At 70.3% G+C, this 19,765-nt stretch carries 15 protein-coding genes; 6 read left to right on the top strand and 9 right to left on the bottom strand.

Annotated features, from left to right (window positions below; translation table 11 throughout):
- Nucleotides 1-53 precede the first annotated feature (53 nt).
- The 3 genes from VF106_RS38805 (at nucleotide 54) to VF106_RS38815 (ending at nucleotide 6,998) form a co-directional block, all read left to right on the top strand.
- A complete protein-coding gene (locus VF106_RS38805; RefSeq protein ID WP_330844980.1) occupies nucleotides 54-1,619 on the top strand; it encodes a TIGR02677 family protein in 1,566 nt (521 codons plus the stop codon).
- Complete coding sequence (locus VF106_RS38810) at nucleotides 1,616-2,812, top strand: TIGR02678 family protein (protein WP_330844981.1); 1,197 nt, start codon at nucleotides 1,616-1,618, stop codon at nucleotides 2,810-2,812. Before VF106_RS38805 ends, VF106_RS38810 begins: the two co-directional genes overlap by 4 nt.
- A gap of 115 nt (nucleotides 2,813-2,927) precedes the next feature.
- A complete protein-coding gene (locus tag VF106_RS38815) occupies nucleotides 2,928-6,998 on the top strand; it encodes a TIGR02680 family protein (RefSeq protein WP_330844982.1) in 4,071 nt (1,356 codons plus the stop codon).
- Nucleotides 6,999-7,010: 12 nt separating this feature from the next.
- Here VF106_RS38815 and VF106_RS38820 read toward each other — a convergent pair whose 3' ends face one another.
- The 6 genes from VF106_RS38820 to VF106_RS38845 are packed head-to-tail and all read right to left on the bottom strand — an operon-like array spanning nucleotide 7,011 to nucleotide 12,072.
- Nucleotides 7,011-7,484, bottom strand: coding sequence for a DinB family protein (locus VF106_RS38820; protein WP_330844983.1), 474 nt, complete (start codon nucleotides 7,482-7,484; stop codon nucleotides 7,011-7,013).
- Between the two features lie 18 nt (nucleotides 7,485-7,502).
- The gene (locus tag VF106_RS38825) at nucleotides 7,503-9,092 is read right to left on the bottom strand and encodes an ABC transporter permease family protein (RefSeq protein ID WP_330844984.1); all 1,590 of its coding nucleotides are present in this window, start codon (nucleotides 9,090-9,092) and stop codon (nucleotides 7,503-7,505) included.
- 7 nt (nucleotides 9,093-9,099) lie between these two features.
- Nucleotides 9,100-9,612, bottom strand: a complete 513-nt coding sequence (locus tag VF106_RS38830) for a DinB family protein (RefSeq protein WP_330844985.1) — start codon at nucleotides 9,610-9,612, stop codon at nucleotides 9,100-9,102.
- On the bottom strand, nucleotides 9,609-10,817 hold the full coding sequence (locus VF106_RS38835; protein ID WP_330844986.1) for a sensor histidine kinase: 1,209 nt from the start codon (nucleotides 10,815-10,817) through the stop codon (nucleotides 9,609-9,611). Before VF106_RS38835 ends, VF106_RS38830 begins: the two co-directional genes overlap by 4 nt.
- Nucleotides 10,814-11,482 (bottom strand): two-component system response regulator CseB, encoded by a 669-nt coding sequence (gene cseB, locus VF106_RS38840; RefSeq protein ID WP_330844988.1) that lies wholly within the window; start codon nucleotides 11,480-11,482, stop codon nucleotides 10,814-10,816. The genes VF106_RS38835 and cseB overlap by 4 nt, the downstream gene beginning before the upstream one ends.
- Nucleotides 11,479-12,072 carry a hypothetical protein gene (locus tag VF106_RS38845; RefSeq protein ID WP_330844989.1) on the bottom strand — a complete coding sequence of 198 codons (594 nt, stop codon included), beginning with the start codon at nucleotides 12,070-12,072 and terminating at the stop codon, nucleotides 11,479-11,481. Before VF106_RS38845 ends, cseB begins: the two co-directional genes overlap by 4 nt.
- 171 nt (nucleotides 12,073-12,243) lie before the next feature.
- On the opposite strand from VF106_RS38845, the gene VF106_RS38850 reads away from it, so the two are divergent.
- Nucleotides 12,244-13,440, top strand: a complete 1,197-nt coding sequence (locus VF106_RS38850; RefSeq protein WP_330844990.1) for an LCP family protein — start codon at nucleotides 12,244-12,246, stop codon at nucleotides 13,438-13,440.
- A gap of 6 nt (nucleotides 13,441-13,446) precedes the next feature.
- Here VF106_RS38850 and VF106_RS38855 read toward each other — a convergent pair whose 3' ends face one another.
- From VF106_RS38855 to VF106_RS38865, 3 genes are all read right to left on the bottom strand, one after another.
- Nucleotides 13,447-13,737, bottom strand: coding sequence for a hypothetical protein (locus tag VF106_RS38855; RefSeq protein ID WP_330844991.1), 291 nt, complete (start codon nucleotides 13,735-13,737; stop codon nucleotides 13,447-13,449).
- 381 nt (nucleotides 13,738-14,118) lie between these two features.
- Nucleotides 14,119-14,865 (bottom strand): AfsR/SARP family transcriptional regulator, encoded by a 747-nt coding sequence (locus VF106_RS38860; protein WP_330844992.1) that lies wholly within the window; start codon nucleotides 14,863-14,865, stop codon nucleotides 14,119-14,121.
- Nucleotides 14,866-14,924: 59 nt separating this feature from the next.
- Complete coding sequence (locus tag VF106_RS38865; protein WP_330844993.1) at nucleotides 14,925-15,929, bottom strand: AfsR/SARP family transcriptional regulator; 1,005 nt, start codon at nucleotides 15,927-15,929, stop codon at nucleotides 14,925-14,927.
- Nucleotides 15,930-16,174: 245 nt separating this feature from the next.
- On the opposite strand from VF106_RS38865, the gene VF106_RS38870 reads away from it, so the two are divergent.
- Complete coding sequence (locus VF106_RS38870) at nucleotides 16,175-18,499, top strand: TOMM precursor leader peptide-binding protein (protein ID WP_330844994.1); 2,325 nt, start codon at nucleotides 16,175-16,177, stop codon at nucleotides 18,497-18,499.
- An 11-nt stretch (nucleotides 18,500-18,510) separates the two neighbouring features.
- The coding region (locus VF106_RS38875) for a SagB family peptide dehydrogenase (RefSeq protein ID WP_330844995.1) at nucleotides 18,511-19,765 on the top strand (1,255 nt) is incomplete at its 3' end.

The following is a 19,765-nucleotide window of genomic DNA, read 5'->3' on the forward strand; positions in this document are numbered from 1 at the left end:
GGGTGGCACCGGGGGCCGGTTTCTGTCGGGGGGCGCGGGTAGTGTGACCGGCCGTGGCATCGAACCCGGCATCCGACTTTCCCGCCGACGTGGCGGTGGACGAGGCGCGCCGGCTGAAGCTGTACGCCTACCTGGACGCGCGGGAGCATCGGCGCACCTACCTGTGGATCATGCGGCTGTTCGCGTCGACGTTGCTCGCCGATCTGTCCGCGGGTGAGGTGTCCGCCGCGCTGAGTTCGGCCGAGCGGCGGGGGGACATCGCGCCAGGTGAGTCCCGTGTCGAGAACGTGATCACGCGGCTCAAGCAGCTCGTCGAGTGGGGCAACCTGGTTGCCGGGCGGCGGGAGGTCGTCGCGTCCTCGATCGCCGAGTTCCAGCACGGCAGTGTGCGTTACCAGGTCAGCAAGCTCGGCGTTCGTGTCCAGCGGGACGTCGACGAGCTGTTGCGCACCACCGAGGGCGCCCGTGAGGTCTCCCGTGAGCTGCTGCCCGCCATCGCGGCCGGGCTCGACGAGTTGCTGGCCCGGCTCTCGCGCGCCAGCTACGAGCACGGGCGGGACCCGGGCTCCGACACCGCGCAGAAGGCCGTCGAAAAACTGGCCGAGCAGGTCACCACCCTGTTCCTGCAGCACGGCGAGCTGGCCGCGACCGTCCGCGACTTCTACGCCTACCTCGGCCAGGTCGTCACCCGCTACCACCTGGGCTCCGACGAGATCTCCGGGTTCCGCAACCTGCTCGTCGAGTACATCCAGATGGTCGTCGAGGACGTCCTTCGCTACACGCCGGCCATCGCGGAGATCCTCACCCGCGAGGAGTTCGTCGGCGCCACCGAGCATCTGCTTCGCCTGCTCACACCGTCCGGTTCGCTGGGCCGTGACGTCGAGCGGGCCCGGGGCCGCGCGGCCGCCGACTGGCGGGAGCTGACCGACTGGTTCGTGGACCGGCCGGGGCGGCCGTCGCAGGTCACGGCTCTGCGGGAGGCCACGGCCCGCGCCATCGGCACCCTGCTCGCCACCGTCAAGCGGGCAACCTCGGGCGGTGGCCCCGAACCCGGCAGGCGGGCCGAGCTGCTCACGCTCGCCAAGTGGTTCGACGAGTCGACGCAGGACCAGGCGCACACGCTTGCCGCGGCGGCGTTCGGGCTGCACTCGGCCCGGCACATCTCCCCCGCACCGGCGCACGACGGCGACGACGAGCAGACCCGGTGGGCCGACGGGCCGATCGTCGACGTCCTGGTCACCGTGCGCAGCCGGGGCGAGCGCACCCGCGGCCGCACGTCCCGCATCCTGGACAACCCGCTCGGCCGTGAACAGCTGCTCGCCGAGGCACGCAACGCCGACGCCCGGCACGCGGCCGCGGTCGCCGAGTTGGCCGCCGCGGGCGGAAAGCTCGACCGGACAACCCTGTCCGCCGACGCACTGGCCACGTTGTGCGGCCTGCTCACCGACGCCATGGCCCAGCGCGAACGCCCGACCGACGACGGCGAGGCCGTCGACCCGGTGGGTGGCCTGACGCTGCGACTACGACCGAACGCCGGCGAGACCGCGGTGATCCACACCTCCGGCGGGGTACTGGAGATTCAGCACACGGCCGTCGAGTTCAGCACGAGCAATACATGAGCACAGCAGAGGTTCTCGACCGGCTCAGTGAGATCGACCAGGCCGACGTGGTGCGGTGCGCGCGTGTGCTGCTGCGCCGGCCGCTGCTGCGGACCGGCGGCCCGGAGTGCGAGCTGCTGCCGCTGATCTACCGGCACCGGTCGACGCTCTCCGAACTGTTCGCCGGCGTGCTCGGCTACCGGCTCGTCGTCGAGCGGCGGTTCGCCCGCCTCTACAAGTCCGGCCCAGGCCCCGACCCGACCCGAGGCGAACCGTCGCTGACCCCGCGTGGCTACGCCTATCTGGCGCTCTGCCTCGCCTCGCTCACCGGCATCGGCCAGCAGACGCTGCTGTCCCGCCTCGTCAACGACATCCGCTCGGCCGCGAAACAGGCCGGCATCGAGGTGTCCGACGACCTCGGCGAGCTGCGGGCCATCGCGTCCGCGCTGCGGTACCTGGTGTCGCTCGGCGTGCTCAGCGAGACCGAGGGCACGGTCAGCATCACCGGCGACACCGGTGCGGAAGCGCTGCTCACCATCGACACGACACTGCTCGGGCAGCTCGTCGCCGGCCCGCTGGGAGTCGCGACGACGCCGACGGAGCTGATCGCGCTCGCCGCCCGCCCCGGGCCGCGCGGGGTCGAACACTCGTTGCGCCGCAAGCTCGTCGAGAACCCGGTGACGCACTACGCGGACCTCACCGACGAGGAGTCGGCCTGGCTGCGCAAGCGGGCCAGGCAGGAGTCGCGGCTCATCGAGCGCTGCTTCGGCCTGGTCACCGAAGTGCGGCTGGAGGGCGTCGCGGTCACCGACCCCGAGGACTACCTCACCGACGTGTCCTTCCCCGGCCAGTCGACGGTCGCGCGGGTCGCGTTGCTCGCGCTGCCGGACCTGCTCGCGGCGGGTGAGCCGCGGGATGGTTGGGTGGCCGTGACGGTCGAGCAGGTCACGACCATCTGTGACGAGCTGGTCGACGCGTACCCGGCGGCGTGGTCGAAGCTGATGGTCGCGAGCCTGCCGAAACTGGCCGACGACGTGCTGCATCTGTTGCTGTCACTGGGTTTGGCGAGATCGGACGGCAGTCACTGGCTGCTGAGCCCTGCGACGCATCGCTGGGCACCCGAGCCGGACGGGGCGCCGAGGCAACCCGAGGAGCCGAAGCTCGAACCGGAGCCGGGCTGGTCGCTGTTCGATCACGAGGGGGATGCATCATGAGCGAAGCTTGCGGAGCGAATCATCAGTACGCAGGCCGCCTCCTCGACCGTGGAGGGCACCGGAGGAGCGGAGCCTGCGGAGCGTTCCGGCGCCACGGAGCGGGCGAGGAGACGGCATGACAGGCCGGTGGAAACTGCACCGCGGCGGCATCGTCAACGTGTGGCAGTACGCGGTGGAGGAGTTCGACCTGTCCGGCGGGCGGGCGATCTTCCAGGGCACCAACGGGTCCGGCAAGTCCCGCACGCTGGAACTGTTGCTGCCGTTGTGTCTCGACGGCGACCTGCGCCAGATCGGGTCGAAGGGCTACGACACGGTCAGCATGCGGCGGCTCATGCTGGACGACTACACGGGCGGCCCCAACCGCATCGGGTACGCCTGGATCGAGCTGCGCCGTGTGGTCGGCGAGCGCGAGGAGTTCCTGACCAGCGGCATCGGCATCAAGGCGTCGGCCAACTCGCAGGCGATCGGCGACTCCTGGCGGTTCGTCACGGATCGGCGGGTCGGCCAGGACTTCCCGCTGGTCGTCGACGGCACCCCGGTCAGCGCGACCCAGTTGCGGGACCTGCTCGGCGCGGACCGCATGCACGACGAGGAGCCGTTCCGCGCGCGGATCGCCGAGCTGGTGTACGGGATCCCGGCTGCCCGTTACGCCGATCTGCTGCACCTGCAACGAACCCTGCGTAACCCGGACGTCGGGCTGAAGGTCCTGGAGGGCCAGCTCGAACAGATCCTGTCCGACTCGCTGCCGCCGCTAGACCCCGCGGTGATCGAGCAGCTGGCGCGGTCGTTCGAGGACTTGGAGTCCATTCGGGACAACATCCGCACGCTCGGTGCCGCGGACACCGCGCTGCAGCGGTTCCTGGCCAGCTATGCCGGGTACGCGTACAGCTCGCTGCGGACGGCGGGCAAGCGCGCGGTGGACGCGACCAAGGAGCTGACCGCCGCCCGCAACGAGATCACCAAGCTGATGGCCCGTCTCGCCAACGAGGAGCAGGCGGCTGAGCAGGCCGAGGTCGAGGTCGCCACGCTCGAGGAGCAGGAGCTGGCGCTCGAGGCGAAGATCGACTCGCTGAGGAGCTCGCCCGCCTACGACAGCGTGCGCGACCTGGCCGACCGCAAGCGGGTCGTGTCGGCGGCCAGGCAGGCGGCGGTGAGCGCGCTCAAACAGCTTCGCACGCAACGGGAACACACCGAGCAGCTCGTCGACTCGGTGGTGGCCGAGCTGGCCCGGTTCACCGACGACACCACGCAGGCGGCGGAGCTGTCCGACGCGGTCCGGGCGCGGATGCGGGAGGCCGGGCTGGACTCGCGTCTGTGTCCGACCGTGCCCGCGGTGCCGGAGGCCGCGGCGACCGAGCTGGTGGAGACGGTCCGCACGTCGTTCGACCCCGAGGCGGAGCCGGAGGAGACGACCCGGCGCACCCCACCGGACGTGGCGCCGCACTCGCTGCGTGCCGCGCTGGAGGCGGCCGGCGAGCAGGCCGGGCACGCGGTGGCGGCCCTGCGGGAACGGTGCGCGGTCACGTTGACGCTGCTGGAACGGGCGCGCGAGCTGGACACTGAACGGTCCGAAGTGGACCGGTTGCAGCGTGAGGCGCGTGACGCGCAGTTGAAGGCGACCGAGGCGGTCGGGCAGCGCAACGAGGCCGCACAACGACTCGAGGACGTGGCCGCGACGTGGCACGCGGCGACCACGAAGTGGGCTGAGTCCGGTCCACTCGCGACACTGACCGCCCACCCCGAGCTGGCACTGCCCGCGCTCGCGGACCTCACGAGCGACGTGGACGCCGCCAAGCAGGCGACCGAACGGGCGCATGCCTGGCTACGCGGGCAGGTGCCGGCACTGCACGCCGAGGTGGACCGCGCGTCCCGTGTCGTGTACGGACTCGACGTCCAGCTGGCCGAGGCCGAGACCGAGCTGGCGGCGCTGCAGTCCGGTGTGGATCCGGAGCCTGCGCTCCCGGTGTCCGATGTGGACCGGTCGCCGGCGGAAGGCGCCGCGTTCTATCGACTTGTCGACTTCGCGCCGTCGTTGTCGCCGGCGGATCGAGCGGGTTGCGAAGCGGCACTGGAGTCGGCCGGCCTGCTGAACGCGTGGGTGACCGCGGACGGCACGCTGACCGACGCGACGAGCCGGGACCTGACCGCGATCGTCGCGGGACCGGAGGTTTCCCCGTCGCTGAAGGATGTCCTGACCCCGGCGGTGCCGCCGGGCTCACCGGTGTCGACCGATCTCGTGACGCGGCTGCTGTCCCGGGTCGGCCTGGACACCGACGCCGGGCTGTCGATCTCGCTGGACGGCCGCTGGCGGGCCGGCGTGCTGACCGGTGCGATGACGAAGCCGGCGGCGGAGTTCGTTGGCGCGGGTGCCCGGGAAACCACGCGGCACAAGCGGATTCACGACCTGTCGACGGAGCTGGCCCGCCTGGCGGACGAGCGTGAGCTGGCGGCGAAGGCGCTGACCGTGGCGCAGGAACACGCCACCGCGTGGGAACGGCACATCGACGAGCACCCGGACGACCGCGAGCTGTTGGCCGCACACGTGACGCTGCGGGCCGCGACGGCGGCCGCGGACGACGCGAGCGCGAAGGCGTTCTCGTTGCGGGACAAGAACGCGGGCCAGGCCGACCGACACCGCGCGCGGCAGGACGCGTTGCTGGTCGACGCACGCGCGGCGGGTCTGGACGCGGCGGCGGAGTCGTTGCAGCTCGCGCGTGCCTCGGCGCTGGAGGCCCGCACCACGGCCGAGCAACTCGCGACGGCGTTGACGAAGCGGTGCCTGGGCGGCGTGGACAGCCTCACCAGGGCGCTGGACAACCACGCCCGGGTGGACGCGGAGCTGGCGGACGTGCAGGCGGGCGCCGACCGGGCGTGCCTGGACTACGCGTACGAGCAGGCCGCGTACGAGGAACGGGTGCGCGCGATCGGCGGCGCGGCCGAGCAGCTGGAGCGTGAGCTGTCGGCGGCCGAGGAGCAGCGGGCTTCGGTGCGTCAGCGGCTGCCCGAGGTGCGTCAGCGGGCGACGGACGCGCGGGTCAAGGCGGGCAAGACGCAGACGCAGATCGACACAAGGCAGACGAAGACCGAAGAGCTGACCGAACGCGAAACCGCCGCCCGGCAACGCTTCCGGGACGCGCTGGCGGCGGACGGCGTGTGGCCGGCCGCGGTGCCCGCCGAGCTGCCGGACGACCTGACCGAGGCGTACACGACGCTGATGGCGAACACCCGCGACGGCGTCTCGGAGGACACGGTCCTCAGCAACCTCCAAACGCTACAGTCCACTTTGGCCGGCAGCCACGACGTGATCGCCCAGCGCTCGGCCGACATCCTCACGGTGACCGTGACGGGCGCGCAGGGCCCCCAGCCGGTGGCGGTGGCCGCGCGCGAGGTGGCGGAACGCCTTGGCGCGCAACGGGACCTGCTGTCGGAGGAGTACCAGCAGATCTTCGACGCGTTCATGCTCAGGGACCTCGCGGACAAGCTGGCCACGCAGATCGAGGTCGCGGACGACCTGTGCCGCCGCATGAACGAGACCCTCGACGTTGCCCGTTCCAGCCAGGGCGTGCACGTGCAGTTGGACTGGCAGCCGGCCCCGGACCTGGACGACGTGATGCGCCAGGCGATCGCGCTGATCCGCACGCCGTTCGCCAAGCGCGGCGAGGGCCAGGACGAGGCACTGCGCACGGCGCTGACCGACCGGATCACCGCGGAACGCGACGGCCACACCGGCGACTACGCCGACGTGCTGGCGCGGGCACTCGACTACCGCACGTGGTACCGCTTCACCGTGCGGGTGAAGGACCTCGGCCCGGACGGTGCCCCCCGAACCCGCCGCATGCGACAGCTGTCGTCCGGCGAGACCCGGCTGATCTCGTACGTGACGCTGTTCGCCGCGGCCTCGGCCTTCTACGACGCGGTGAGCACGGCGGCCGACCAGCCACCCATCCGCCTGGTGCTGCTGGACGAGGCGTTCGAGCGCCTGGACGAGCCGACCATCGCCAGGATGCTCGGACTGCTGGTGGACCTGGACATGGACTGGATCATCACGTGGCCCAGCGGCTGGGGCCTGTCGGAGAAGATCCCGAGAATGCACATCTACGACGTCCTACGCCCCAAGGGCGGCAGCGGCATCGCGTGCACCCACGCCATCTGGACCGGCAAGGCCCTCACGGAAGACCCGAAGTAGCAAGCAGTCCCTTCAGGACACCGCGCGCAGCATGCGGAGCTGACCGATCTCGGTGACGTTCTTCATCAGCTCGGCGTTCACCCAGGCGACCATGTGCCCGACCGTCTTGTCCGGCCAGGGAAACGTCGACCGCGCCGCGAGGTCGAGCGTGTCGAGCACGGCGACCCACTCGTCCCGCAGCCCACGCAGCCAGGCCACCGTTCCGTCTGGCCCTGGCCAGACGACGTCCTCGCGTGCCCGTGGCGGCCGGCCGTGCGCGTGGTCCGCGGCCACGGACCACCACCAGCCCAGATGCCAGGAAACCCACGCGATCGTCGGCACGGGGACCGGGTCCGGCTCGGTGTCGGCCCAGTCCGGCACGCCGTCCCGGATGGTCCAGACGTTCCCGGCAGGCTCCCACAGGAAGTCGTCCGCGCTCAGCCGATCCAGGTGGTACTCGAACAGCGCCCACGTGAGGTCGAACTGCCACCGAAGAAGATCACGCACAAGTCGATCTTGCCAGGCTCACTCCGGTCCCGTGGTGGCGACCATTCGGTCCAGGTAGCGCACACCGACCACCGCCAGGGCCAGGAATCCGAGGACGACCGCCACCAGTGGGGTCGCCACGCTCACGGAGAAGTCCGGTCCGCTGGCCTGGTTGTTCAGCTGGAACAACGCGAGTGTCGTCGTGCCGTCCTCGGGTGACGGCGCGGTGAGCAGTGGCCAGAGCAGGTCCTGTGCGTTGAAGAACGTGACCACCACGGCGAGGAACCCGGCCACCGGCAGGGTGGGTAGCACGACAGTGGAGACGAAGGTGCCGCCGGTGGCCGCCTGCTGCTCGGCCTGCCCTCGACACAGAACGGACAGGAGCAGCAGTGCGACGATGCTGACCAGGATCGGCCGTTGCACGGCGGCCCCCAGGGCACCGCCTTCCAGCAGCGACTTGACGAAGTCGACGCTCAGCGGCGCCACCCCGACGAACAGCCACGGCGCGAACGGCATCAGCAGCCATTCGCTGCGTCGGCCCAGCGGGCGCAGGCCGCTGATGCCGAGGGCCGCCAGGTAGGCGACCCCGACCGACACGACGGCCCCGATGATGGCCGGCAACCACGTGCGGCCCTGCGCACCCGACGGGATCTCGGGATCGGCCCCGCCCAGCGCGTCCAGCCAGGGCATCGTGGTGAGCACGGCGACGGCCACCAGCGCTACCAGCGCCAACACCCCGAGCACGACGGCGCCGGGGTTCCTGGCCGTCGACTCCCGTGGCCGCGGCGGCGGCAGGCTCACCCGCAACCTGGTGAGGACGACGAGCAGAACCGCCGCCACGCCGAGGATGGCCAGCAACACCAGAAGCACCACGCCGAACGCCGCGCCCAAGCCCATCTGGAGGCTGCGGAACGCGTGCACGAACATCAGAGAGGCAGGCGTCAGCGTCTTGTCCTCCGGCCCGAAGGCCGTCATGACGAGGGGGATCGTGATCTGCTGCAACCCGGTCGCGAGCACGCCCAGCGTGGCGAGACCCGCGATCGTGAACAGCGCGGGCCACTGTGGACGCCCGGGCCGGTCGGCGCGGAACGCCGGCAGGAACGCCATCACCCCGATGGCGCACACCACGCCGAAGGTCATCATCGCCATCGACAGGCGCAGGGTGTCGCCCACCAGGTCCGGGTCGGCCAGCACGCCTGGGTCGTCCCGGTAGGCGCGCTGCCAGGCGATCGTGAGGGCGACCGGCGAGAACACCACCAGCGCCAGGGAAAGCACGATCCGCGCGGTCCACCGCGCCCACCCGCCAGCCCAGCTGAAGGCCGCGGCCAGCAGCGGCGCCACGACGACGGCGACGACGAGCGGCAGCACCACGAGCGACAGCGCGAACCCCATCGCGGGCCACAACCTCGGGTCGTCGAACACGGCGCCGAAGTTGTCGAGACCCACGTACTCGAACTCACCCTCGGGAAGGAAGTTCCCTCCGTACAGGCTGCTCCTCACGGTCCGCACGGTCGGGATGACGAGCGTGAGCACGGTCAGGACGGCGGCCGGCATGATCAGGAGGACGCCGACCGCCTTGGCGACGCTGTCTCCGGAAGGCGGCTGTTCCGGTGCGGGCTCGGGCTGCATGGGCTGCCTACACGGCCGTTACGGGCGACGGCATCCTGCGGCCCGTTCGGTACAGGTCTCGCATGAGCAGCACCTCGGCGCCGTAGTGGATCAGCTCCCGGTTCATGTGGAGGATCAGCGTGATGAACGCGTCCTCGTCCGCCGGGGTGTGGGCGCGGGCACCACGACGCCAGTGCTCGTAGTGGGTTGCCAGAGCACGCAACGCCTCCGGTGCGGTACGGGGCCAGCGGACCGTCTCCATCGTCAGCGACCCGTCGCCGAACAGGGCGCTGGCCCGGATGCCGAGCGTCTGTATGCCCATGAACGCCAGCCGCCACGCGATGGTGGTCACCGGGGGCGGCGTGGGGGTCGGCCACTCCCAGTCCATCGACCAGGTGCCGTCGTCACGCTTGCGCACGGACCAGCACCCGGGCACGGGCTCCCAGAAGTACTCCTCGTCCGTAAGCCCGCGCAGTCGCGGCCACAGGTTGTGGTCCCAGTAAAACTCCAGCTGCGCCAGCAGTTCATCCCTAACGCTCACGGCGCAGACGGTAGCGCCACGACGACCTCAGCTCCACCATCAACCGCGTTGGCGAGTCTGAGTTCGGCCGAAAGGACGCGTGCCTGCGCCAACGCGATGGTCAGGCCGAGCCCGTGACCGTCCGAACGGTTGGGGTCGGCCGTGCGGAAGCGGCTCGGACCGTCCCTGAGCAACTCCTCCGGAAACCCGGGCCCGTGGTCACGCACCCGGATCGTCGTGCCCTCGACCGAGACCACCACCGGCGGCGCACCATGCCTTTCCGCGTTCTGCAACAGGTTCACCAGCACCCGTTCCAGCCGCCTCGGGTCGGTGCGGACGGTCGAGGAGTCCTCGACGACCGCGCCCGGCACGCGGCGGGACACGAACTCGCCCAGCGGCACCGCGACCAACTCCGCCTGCTCGGTCGCCGTGTCGAGGCGGGCCACCTCCAGGATGTCCTCGACCAGCGACCGCAGCGCGCTGACCCGGTCCCTGACCAGCTCCGCGGGACGCGACGGCGGCAACAGCTCCGCCGCGGTCACCAGCCCGGTCACCGGTGTGCGCAGCTCGTGGGCGATGTCGGCGGTCACGCGCTGCTCGGCCACGAGCCGTTCACGCAGTGCCGCGGCCATCGCGTCGACCGCCTGTGCCAGCTCGGTCGTCTCGTCGCGGGGACGTGCGCCGATCTCCGAGCCCACGGTCAGTGTGGCGTCGCCGTCGGCCACGCGGCGGGCGGCCACCGCGGCACGACGCAGCCGTTTCGACAGTCGGGCGCCGAGGAGCACGCCCAGCACCGAGGCCAGCACCAGCACGCCGGCCGAGCCGAGGATGAGCGCGTTGTCCAGCTGCCGCAGTGCCTCGTCCCGGTCGGTGTACGGGCTGCGCAGCGACAGCACGTGCCCGTTGGTCTCCGCGGCCGCCCAGATCCACGCGTCGTTCGGTGTCCGCTCGAGATAGGTCGCGCGGCGGCCGCCGCGGACGGCCTCCCGCAGCTCGCGCGGGACGTCCGGCGAGTCCATCCGGCTGCCGAGCGACGCGCGGCCGGTGAGCCCGTAGTCGCGCACGACCAGCTGGATCCGCTCGTCCTGGAGGCGCCGGGCGTCCGACAGCTGCACCCGGCTGAACTCGGTGCGCACCAGCAGCGACAGCCCCACCGCCAGCACGGCGCTGACCACCGCGATCACCGCCGACAGCCGCCAACGCAGGCTCTGCGGAAAGACCCTCACGCGTTTCTGAGCTTGTACCCGAAGCCCCGCACGGTCTCGATCACGTCCTGGCCGATCTTCGCGCGCAGGCGCTGCACGTGGACGTCCACCACGCGGGAGTCGCCGCCCCACTGGTAGTCCCACACCTGCTCGAGCAGAACGTCCCTGGTCAGCACGGTGCCCGGCGAGTCGACGAAGCACAGCAGCAGCCGCAGTTCCGTCGGGGTCAGCTCCACCGGCTGCCCCTTCATGCGGACCTCCAGCGCGTCCCGGTCCACCTCGAGGTCGCCGAAGACGTTGCCGACGGGTTCCTGGGCTGGGGCCGCCCTGCTCATCCTGCGCACGACCGCGCGGATCCGGGCCACCAACACCGTGCTGTCGAACGGTTTGGTCACGTAGTCGTCCGCGCCGGCCTCCAGCCCGAGCACCACGTCGACCGGGTCGGCACGGGCCGACATCATGATCACGGGGGTCTGGCTCTCCTCCCGGATCTGCCGGCACAGCGACACGCCGTTCATCCCGGGCAGCATGATGTCGAGCAGAGCGACGTCCGGTTGGCGCTCGCGGAACGTGTCGAGGCCGGTCAGCCCGTCGCCGGCCACGTCGACGGTGAAACCGTTGCGCTCCAGCGCGAGCTGCGTCGCCTCGCGGATCACGTCGTCGTCCTCGACGAGTAGCACTCTCACCACGGCACCTCGATGAACCTCGAGCCGTCCCACCGGAACAGGGCGACGGTCTGATCGGTCGGGCAGCACGGGTCGTCGTTCGGCCCCCACCGGTCCCGGAACAGGAGCAGATCGCTTCCCCCTTCCTTGGCGGGGAAGGTGTCGACGCCGCCGTCCTCGGCGCCGAACAGCAGCTTCGGCGGGTCGACGGCCAGGTTGTACACGAAGCCGGCGTATCCGGACTTCGTCCTCTTCTCCGGCGGCGGGGCCGTCTCCGGCGCGGTGGTCTCCGTCGCCAGACGAGGGCAGTCGTACAGCGTCACCAGGAGTTCGGCGACGCCGTCGCCGGTGAGGTCGACGTACCGGTCGCTGATCGGGTACGTGCCAACGTCGCACGGCACGAGGGCGGACTTCAGCTTGACGTTGATCTGCGGGTCCGCGCGGAGGATGGCGATCGGATCGGCTGAGACGGGCATGTCGCTCGGCAGCGACGGCGGCGACGGCGGTGGGCTGACCTGACTCGCCCGGCCCTCGATCTCGACACCACTCGGCACCGCACACCCCGCGACGCAGAGCGTGACGCCACAGAACAACGCGAGCACTCTCCGCATCCTCCTCCTTCCCAGACACAGCAGACCATGCCAGCGCACGTGCTGTCACACCGCCCTGTTACGTGGCCGCGGCACACCTGCCGGTCTCCTGTTACACGAACGTCGCCGGGCAGGTGCAAAGCGTCCCTAACGTCGTAGGTAGGGGATAACCGAGAACGTTGGGGGTTTGTCATGCTGGCCTGGCTGGGGCGGGCTCTTGTCACGCTCCTCTCGGCCGCTGTCGTCGCGACCATCGGCTTCGGCTGGTACACCTTCCGCACGGCCGACGACAACGTGGTGCGCGACGACGTGATCACCGCGGCGCCCGAGAAGCCCGAGGAGTCACAGACGACGCGGGAACTGCCCCGCACGACCCAGACCATCCTGTTGGTCGGCCTCGACTCCCGCAACGACACGCAGGGCAACCCGCTGCCGCGGGAGGTGCTCGACTCGCTCAACGCCGGCGAGGCGGACGGCGTGCAGAACACCGACACGATGATGCTCGTGCACGTCCCGGCCGACCCGGCGAAGAAGGCCTTCGCGGTGTCGCTGCCCCGGGATTCCTATGTGGACATCGCAGGCGGTTTCGGCCGGCACAAGCTGAACTCGGCGTACGTGCGGGGAAAGAACGCGGAGGCGTCCCGGCTGCGCAACGACGGCCTCGACGAGGCGACGGTCGAGCGCGAGTCGACGACCGCCGGCAGGCGGAACCTGATCGCCACGATCCAGGACCTGACCGGCCTGACCATCGACCACTACGCCGAGATCAACCTGTTCGGGTTCAGCGAGATCACCAAGGCGGTCGGCGGCGTGCCGGTGTGCCTGAACGCCCCCGTGCGCGACCGGTACTCCGGCGCGAACTTCCCCGCGGGGCAACAAAGCCTGGTGGGCGTGGACGCGCTGCGGTTCGTGCGGCAGCGCCACGGCCTGCAGAACGGCGACCTCGACCGCGTGCGGCGCCAGCAGGCGTTCCTCGCCGGGCTCGCGCACCAACTGTTCAGCTCGGGCACCCTGACCTCACCCAGCCGGATCAGCGCACTGATCGACGCGCTGACGAAGTCCGTTGTGCTGGACCAGAACTGGGACCTGATGAGCTTCGCGTCCCAGGTCGCCTCCCTGTCCGGCGACGACATCGAGTTCTCGACCATCCCAACCGGACGCATCAACCTGCCCACCCCGTACGACGGCAGCGCGGTGGAGGTGGACGCCGACGAGGTGCGCGCCTACATCCAGACCCTGCTCACCGGTCCCCCACCGAGCACAGAGCAACCGCTCGTCCCCGAGGTTCCGTCCACACCGGACCAGGGCAAACCGGTGACCGTCCAGAAGATGGCGCAGGAACAGACGGAACCACCGATCACGGCAGCAGGCATCCCCTGCGTGAACTGACGGGCCCTACCGAGCGCGGGCCAACCGCCGCGTCGACCACACGGTGTGCACGACAACGCCGCCGATCACACTCACGATGCCAACGCCGAGCAGCGTGTACCCGGCCCGCAGCTTCGGATCGAGGACATCGGCGCATGTCTCTTCGAGTGCCTTGACCGGGTGGACCGTACGCGAGACAGCGCTGCCGCACCCGATCGTCGCCGTTGGCGTGGACGCGGTGAACGGGGCGATCAGCAGAACCAGGCCGAGGACGGCGACAGCCGCCGCGGCGGCGATGGCGAACGTCAGGAGCTTCATCGGCCTCTCCCCCTCGATCCGGCGGTCCACCCCATAGCGTCGCTCGCAGTACCCGCCGCGTAACACCGCCGCGCCAAAGCCGACCGACTACGTCCGCCGGCTCGCTTGGCCGCCGGGAGGCCGCCCGCCGTGAAGGACGCTTTCACCACACCGCTCACGTCGCGCTGGCCGCGCACGAATGGCGCGTTCACGCTGCGGGCGATGTCTCGAAAGACGCGCTCATGTCGTTGAACCTCCCCAACGCGTCTTTCATGACACTCGCCATCGGACGGATCAGGGTTCAGCGCTGTGAAAGCGCCTAATCACCACAACGGTTGGGTGGTGAACGCGTCTTTCACAGCGCGAGCGGCGAGGGCACGGCGAGGGCCTGCTGGCACGGTGCTATGCGACGAGCATCGGGGCCTGGATCGAGAGGTCGTGTTCCAGGATCAGGTGTTGTAGGTGCTGCAGTTCGCGGCCCGGTTCGATGCCCAGGCCGTCGACCAGTGCCATGCGGGTGCGGCGGTACACGTTGAGTGCGTCGGCCTGTCGGCCGGAGCGGTAGAGGGCGAGCATGAACTGTTGGCACAGCCGTTCCCGCAGAGGCTCGGCCTCGGTCAGGATCTCCAGTTCCGGCGTGATCTCCCGGTGTCGGCCGCAGGACAGCTCGGCATCGAAGCAGTCCTCCAGTGCCAGCAACCGTTCGTTCTCGACGGCCGCCAGCTCGGACCAGATGGTGCCGCGCTCGACCAGGTCCGCCAGGGCACGCCCGCGCCACAGCTCGAGTGCCTCCCGCAGCAGGCTCACGCCCCACCGCGTCGACCCGGTCTCGATCGCCGCGCGGCCCTGCGCCACCAGGCGCCGGAAGTGGTACACGTCAACGGAATCCGGGTCGACCTGCAGCCGGTAGCCCGGTGATGTCGTGTGTAGCACCGCTTCCCCGGCGTTCATGGCCAGTGTGCGCCGAATGCCGGACACCGCGTTCTGCACCATCTTCCGCGCGGTCGGCGGGGCGTGTTCGTCCCACAGCGCACGGAGCACGCGGCTGGTCGGCACCACCTGGTTGGCGTGCAACAACAGGTAGCCGAGGACGGCGCGGCGAACCGCACCACCGAATTCCACCTGCTCGCCGTCATGGACGACTTCCAACGAACCAAGTAGGCGAAACCTCATCGCACGTCACTCCCATGACTTTGACACGTCGAAGCTCAGCTCGCGGCGGGAGGATTCCCGTGACGAGCCAAAGCGGACCTGGCCAGACGGTCCAGCAACATGTCGGACGTCAGCGAACGGTTGGTGAGAATCGGCGCGGTGGACAGGACCGCCATGTGCAGTCCCTGGATCCGCTCCGACGGCTCGATGCCGAGCTCGTGCATCATCCGCTGCCGGAATCGCATGTAGACCTCGAGCGCGGCGGACGTGCGGCCGGCCCGGTACAGGGCGATCATCAGCATCGCGTGGGCCGACTCGTGCAGTGGGTGTTCGACCACGAGGGAGGCCAGCTCGCTGACGTTCTCGCGGTGGCGGCCGAGGCACAGGTCGGCGTCGATCCTCGTGGTGTGTGCGTAGAACCGTCGCTCCTCCAGCCGCGCGACCTGCGCGCGCAGCTGCGTGCCCCACTGGCCGGGGTGCACGACGTTGCCACGCCACAGTGCCATCGAGCGCCGCAGGTTGTCCGCCGCCTGTTCGTAGTCGCCCGCGTGCATCGCCGCGGTGCCCGTGGTGACCAGCTGCTCGAACTCGGTGATGTCGAGCTGGGCGGGGTCGACGCGCAGGATGTAGCCGCCGGAGCAGGTCTGCAGCACCTCCTGCGTGACGTACTCGACGGAAAGGCCGAGCACGACCCGGAAAAGCCTGCGCAGCTTGAACATGTACGTCTGCAGCGTGGCGTTGGCGGTGCGTGGCGCGTCGTCACTCCACAGTTCACTGATCAGCGCGGACGCGCCGACCGGTTTGTTGGCGTTGAACAGCAATGTGGCGAGGATGAGCCGCAGTTTCGGCGCGCTCGGTGCGACGTCGCGATTTCCGTGCCGGATCACCAGCTGGCCGAGCAGCTCGAAACGGAGCTCGGACAGCGGATTGTCCGGCGACTTTCGCGGTGTCGACACCGGGTCGGACACCGGTTGCGGCAGTGGGTGGCCGGACGTCGACTCGAGCAGTGTCGCGAGAAGCGTCAGCTTCTCCTCGTGCGTCAGCAGTCCAAGCTCATCCAACTTCGTGACCATTTCGGACCTCGCTATCCGCCAGATCCCCGCGAAGGATGCGACGAATCGTGGCTACCAGGACAACTCAAACGTTATGGGGGCAGCTGTCCCGCCGATAGTGACGGTTTCACAAATGAACGATGAGTAATGGCACATAGGCACATGAGCTGCTAACTGTCCATCCGCTCCAGCGAAGAGCAACCTTGGTACCAGGCAGGCTCCAGCGCCGGTCCAGCGGAAGGGAGATGGCCACCATGACCATAACCGACCAGATGTCCGGTTTCACGGTCGGCTTCAAGCGTCACCTGCGGGCACACGTGGTTCGCGGGGAGGCCGTCTACCTACTGTCCGAACGTGGTGCGACCTCGGTGCAGGGCTCGTCCGTCGAGGCGCTCGCCCCGCTCCTCGACGGCACCCGCGACCTGGCCACCCTTCGCCGGGAGGTGCCCACCGGAATCGCGCCGGCGGAGGCGGGTGGCATCGTCATGCGGCTGATGGACGCCGGCCTGGTGTCGCTACGCGCGCCGATGGATCCCGAGCTGGCGGTCCCGGCGCCGACCCTCGCGTACTGGGAGGCCGCCGGTCTGGACCCGGCCGCCGCGGCACGCGGCACGACGACGACCACGGTGCAGACCATCATGCTCGACGGCACGACGGACGGCGTGGACCTCACCGCCGCGTTGCGTTCCGTCGGGCTCGCCACGACCACCGGCCCGAACGACCGCCTCGACGCGAACGCGAGTTTCTCCGTGGTCCTGTGCACGGACTACCTGGACGCCCCGCTCGCCGACATCGACGCCATGCACCGCGCCGCCGGCCGCACGTGGCTGCTGGCCAAACAAGGTGGCACCCAGCTGTGGCTCGGCCCCTTCTTCGACCCGTCCGCGCCGACGGCGTGCTGGCACTGCCTCGCCCACCGGCTGCGCGGGCACCGTCAGGCGGAAACGCGACTGCGTGCCATGGTCGGCGAGCACGAACCGCTCACCCCGCCCACGGTGTCCCTGCCCCCGCTCGGCGCGGCCGCTTCGCAGCTGGTCGCGCTGGAAGCGGCCAAGTGGGCCGCCGGCCTGCGGTACGACGGGCAGCACACGGTGTGGACACTGGACAGCCTCGACCTGCGCGGCAAGCACCATGAGCTGCGGAGACGGCCGCAGTGCGCGGCTTGCGGGGACGCCACCATCATGAGCGCGCGGGCACGGCGCCCGGTCACGATCCAACACCGGCGGAAGACCAGCCGCAGCGGCGGCGGGCACCGGTCCATGACGCCGGACGCGGTCCTGCACCGGTACGAGCACCTGATCAGCCCGATCACCGGCGTGCTCAAGGAGATCACCCGCGAGCAGCGCGGCCCGGCGTTCTTCAACTCGTTCCGCGCCGGCCCGAACCTCGCGCTCACGACCCGGACCGGGTTCGAGCACATGTACTCGACGCTGCGTGCGGAGAACGGCGGCAAGGGCGTGACCCCGTTGCACGGCAAGGTGAGCGCGCTGTGCGAGGCCATCGAGCGGCACAGCGGGTATTTCCACGGCGACGAGGAACGGCTGGTCGGCAGCTACGAGCGGCTACGCGACGATCCCGACCAGCCGGCCATCCACCCCAACGACTGCCTGCTCTACGACGAGCGCCAGTACGAAGGCCGCGCGAGCTGGAACGCGGCACACGCGTCGTTCCAACACGTCTGCGAGCGGTTCGACGAGACGGCCGACACGTCATGGACGCCGGTGTGGTCGCTCACCGAGGGCCGGCACCGCCTGCTGCCGACCGGAATGCTGTACTTCGACGTCCCCGCCGAGCACGGCGGCGGCGGGTCGACGTGCGCGGACTCGAACGGCAACGCGGCCGGCGCCAGCCTCGAAGACGCTCTGCTGCAAGGACTTCTGGAGGTCGTCGAGCGGGACGCGGTCGCGTTGTGGTGGTACAACCGGACACCGGCGCCGGGCATCGACCTCGACAGCTTCGCCGACCCGTGGATCGACGAGCTGCGGGAGACCTACGCGGGTCTGCGCCGGGACGTCTGGGCGCTGGACCTGACATCGGACGTGGGCGTCCCGGTCGTCGCCGCGCTGTCCCGGCGCACCGACAAGCAGTGCGAGGACGTGATGTTCGGGTTCGGGGCGCACCCCGACCCGAAGGTGGCGCTGATGCGTGCGCTCACCGAGATGAACCAGCTGATGCCGGCCGTGGTCGACGTCGACCGGGACGGCTCGTACGGCTGGTCCGACCCGGACGCGCTGCGCTGGTGGCGTACCGGCACCTGGGCCGGGCACGCCTATCTGCGACCGGATCCGACGGTGCCGGCCCGGCGGCTCACCGACTACGCCCACACCCCGACGACCGACCTGCACACGGACGTCACCGCCGTCCAACACCGGTTGGAGGCGCTGGGACTGGAGGTACTCGTGCTCGACCAGACCCGTCCCGACGTCGGCCTTCCCGTCGTACAGGCGATCGTGCCGGGCATGCGCGGCTTCTGGGCCAGGTTCGGCCGGGGAAGACTCTTCGACGTACCCGTGAAGCTCGGCCGGCTGTCGAGACCCACCGCGTACGAGGACCTCAACCCGATCCCCCTGTTCCTGTGAACGCGTGTGTCGTGGCATTCCCCCGGCCCGCGGTGTCCACCGCACTGACTGGTCCTCACGAGCAGACCATCCCGCTGTGGTCGTTCCGGGAGGACGTGGCCGTCGAGTCGACCGACGACGGCCTGAACATCCTGAGCCGGTGGGGCGAGGTTCTCCTGGACCACCCCAGGCCGGCCACGGCGGAAAGCCTGCGCCGCATGACGCTGGGTCCGGTGGCGCTCGCCAACGTGACCGGCCTCGACTGGTTCGACCTGGTCGGCGTGTTCGACCAGGTGCCCGGCTGCGTCGTCCGCTCGCTCGGGCTGCGGAGTTCGGCGGCACCACTGCTGTCGGCGACCCCGGTGTCGCCGCGAGCCCGGTTCGAGCTGCCGACCCTGGACCGGGAGGCGGCACTGCGCCTGTGCCGCTACGCGTTCCTGCGGGAAAGCAACGGTGACATGGTGCTCGAGTCACCGCTGTCGAACCACCGCGTCGTGCTGCACCGGCCGCTCGTCTCGTGGGTGGTCGGCGAATTGAGCCGCCCGGCGACCAGCCTCGGCATCGCGCACGGGGTCGACGTGCCGGAGCCACTGGTAGCGGAGATCCTGCCTTACCTCCTGGCCACCGGGATGGTCGTCTACGACGATGCCGAACCGCTGGCCTGGACGCCGCACGAGCTGATGTTCCACTCGCGCAGCCGGCTGGGACGGCACGACGAGTCTGCCCTCGGCGACACCGAGCGGGTGGCGCCGCTGCCGGCGGTGAAGCCGCTGCCGGCCGGCCCTCGTTTCCCGTTGTACCGGCCGGATCCCGCGGTACCGGCGGCACACGACATGCCGCTCACCGCCGCTGTCGAGCTGCGCCGCTCGGTTCGCGAGTTCGCCGACGAGGGGCCGTCCGCCGCGCAGCTTGGCGAGTTGCTGTACCGGTCGGCGCGGGTGCGGTCGCTCGTCGCCGGGATGGAGCCGCGTCCGGTGTCCGAGCGCCCGTACCCGAGTGCCGGCGGTCTGTACGAGCTGGAGCTGTACCTGACCGTCGACCGGTGCGACGGGCTGCCGCGCGGGATCTACCACTACGACCCGAACGATCACGCGCTGACGCTCGTCAACGACCGGCGCGAGCACGCCGACGAGTTGCTGGACAGCGCGAAGCTGTTGCTCGGCACCAACCGGCGGCCGCCCACTCTGATCACGATGACCGCGCGGATGGGCCGGATGTCCTGTGGGTACGACGGCATCGCCTACACCACCACCCTCAAGCACGTCGGTGTGCTCCAGCAGACCCTCT

Source organism: Actinophytocola sp. (assembly GCF_036378875.1).
Taxonomy (GTDB): Bacteria; Actinomycetota; Actinomycetes; order Mycobacteriales; family Pseudonocardiaceae; genus Actinophytocola.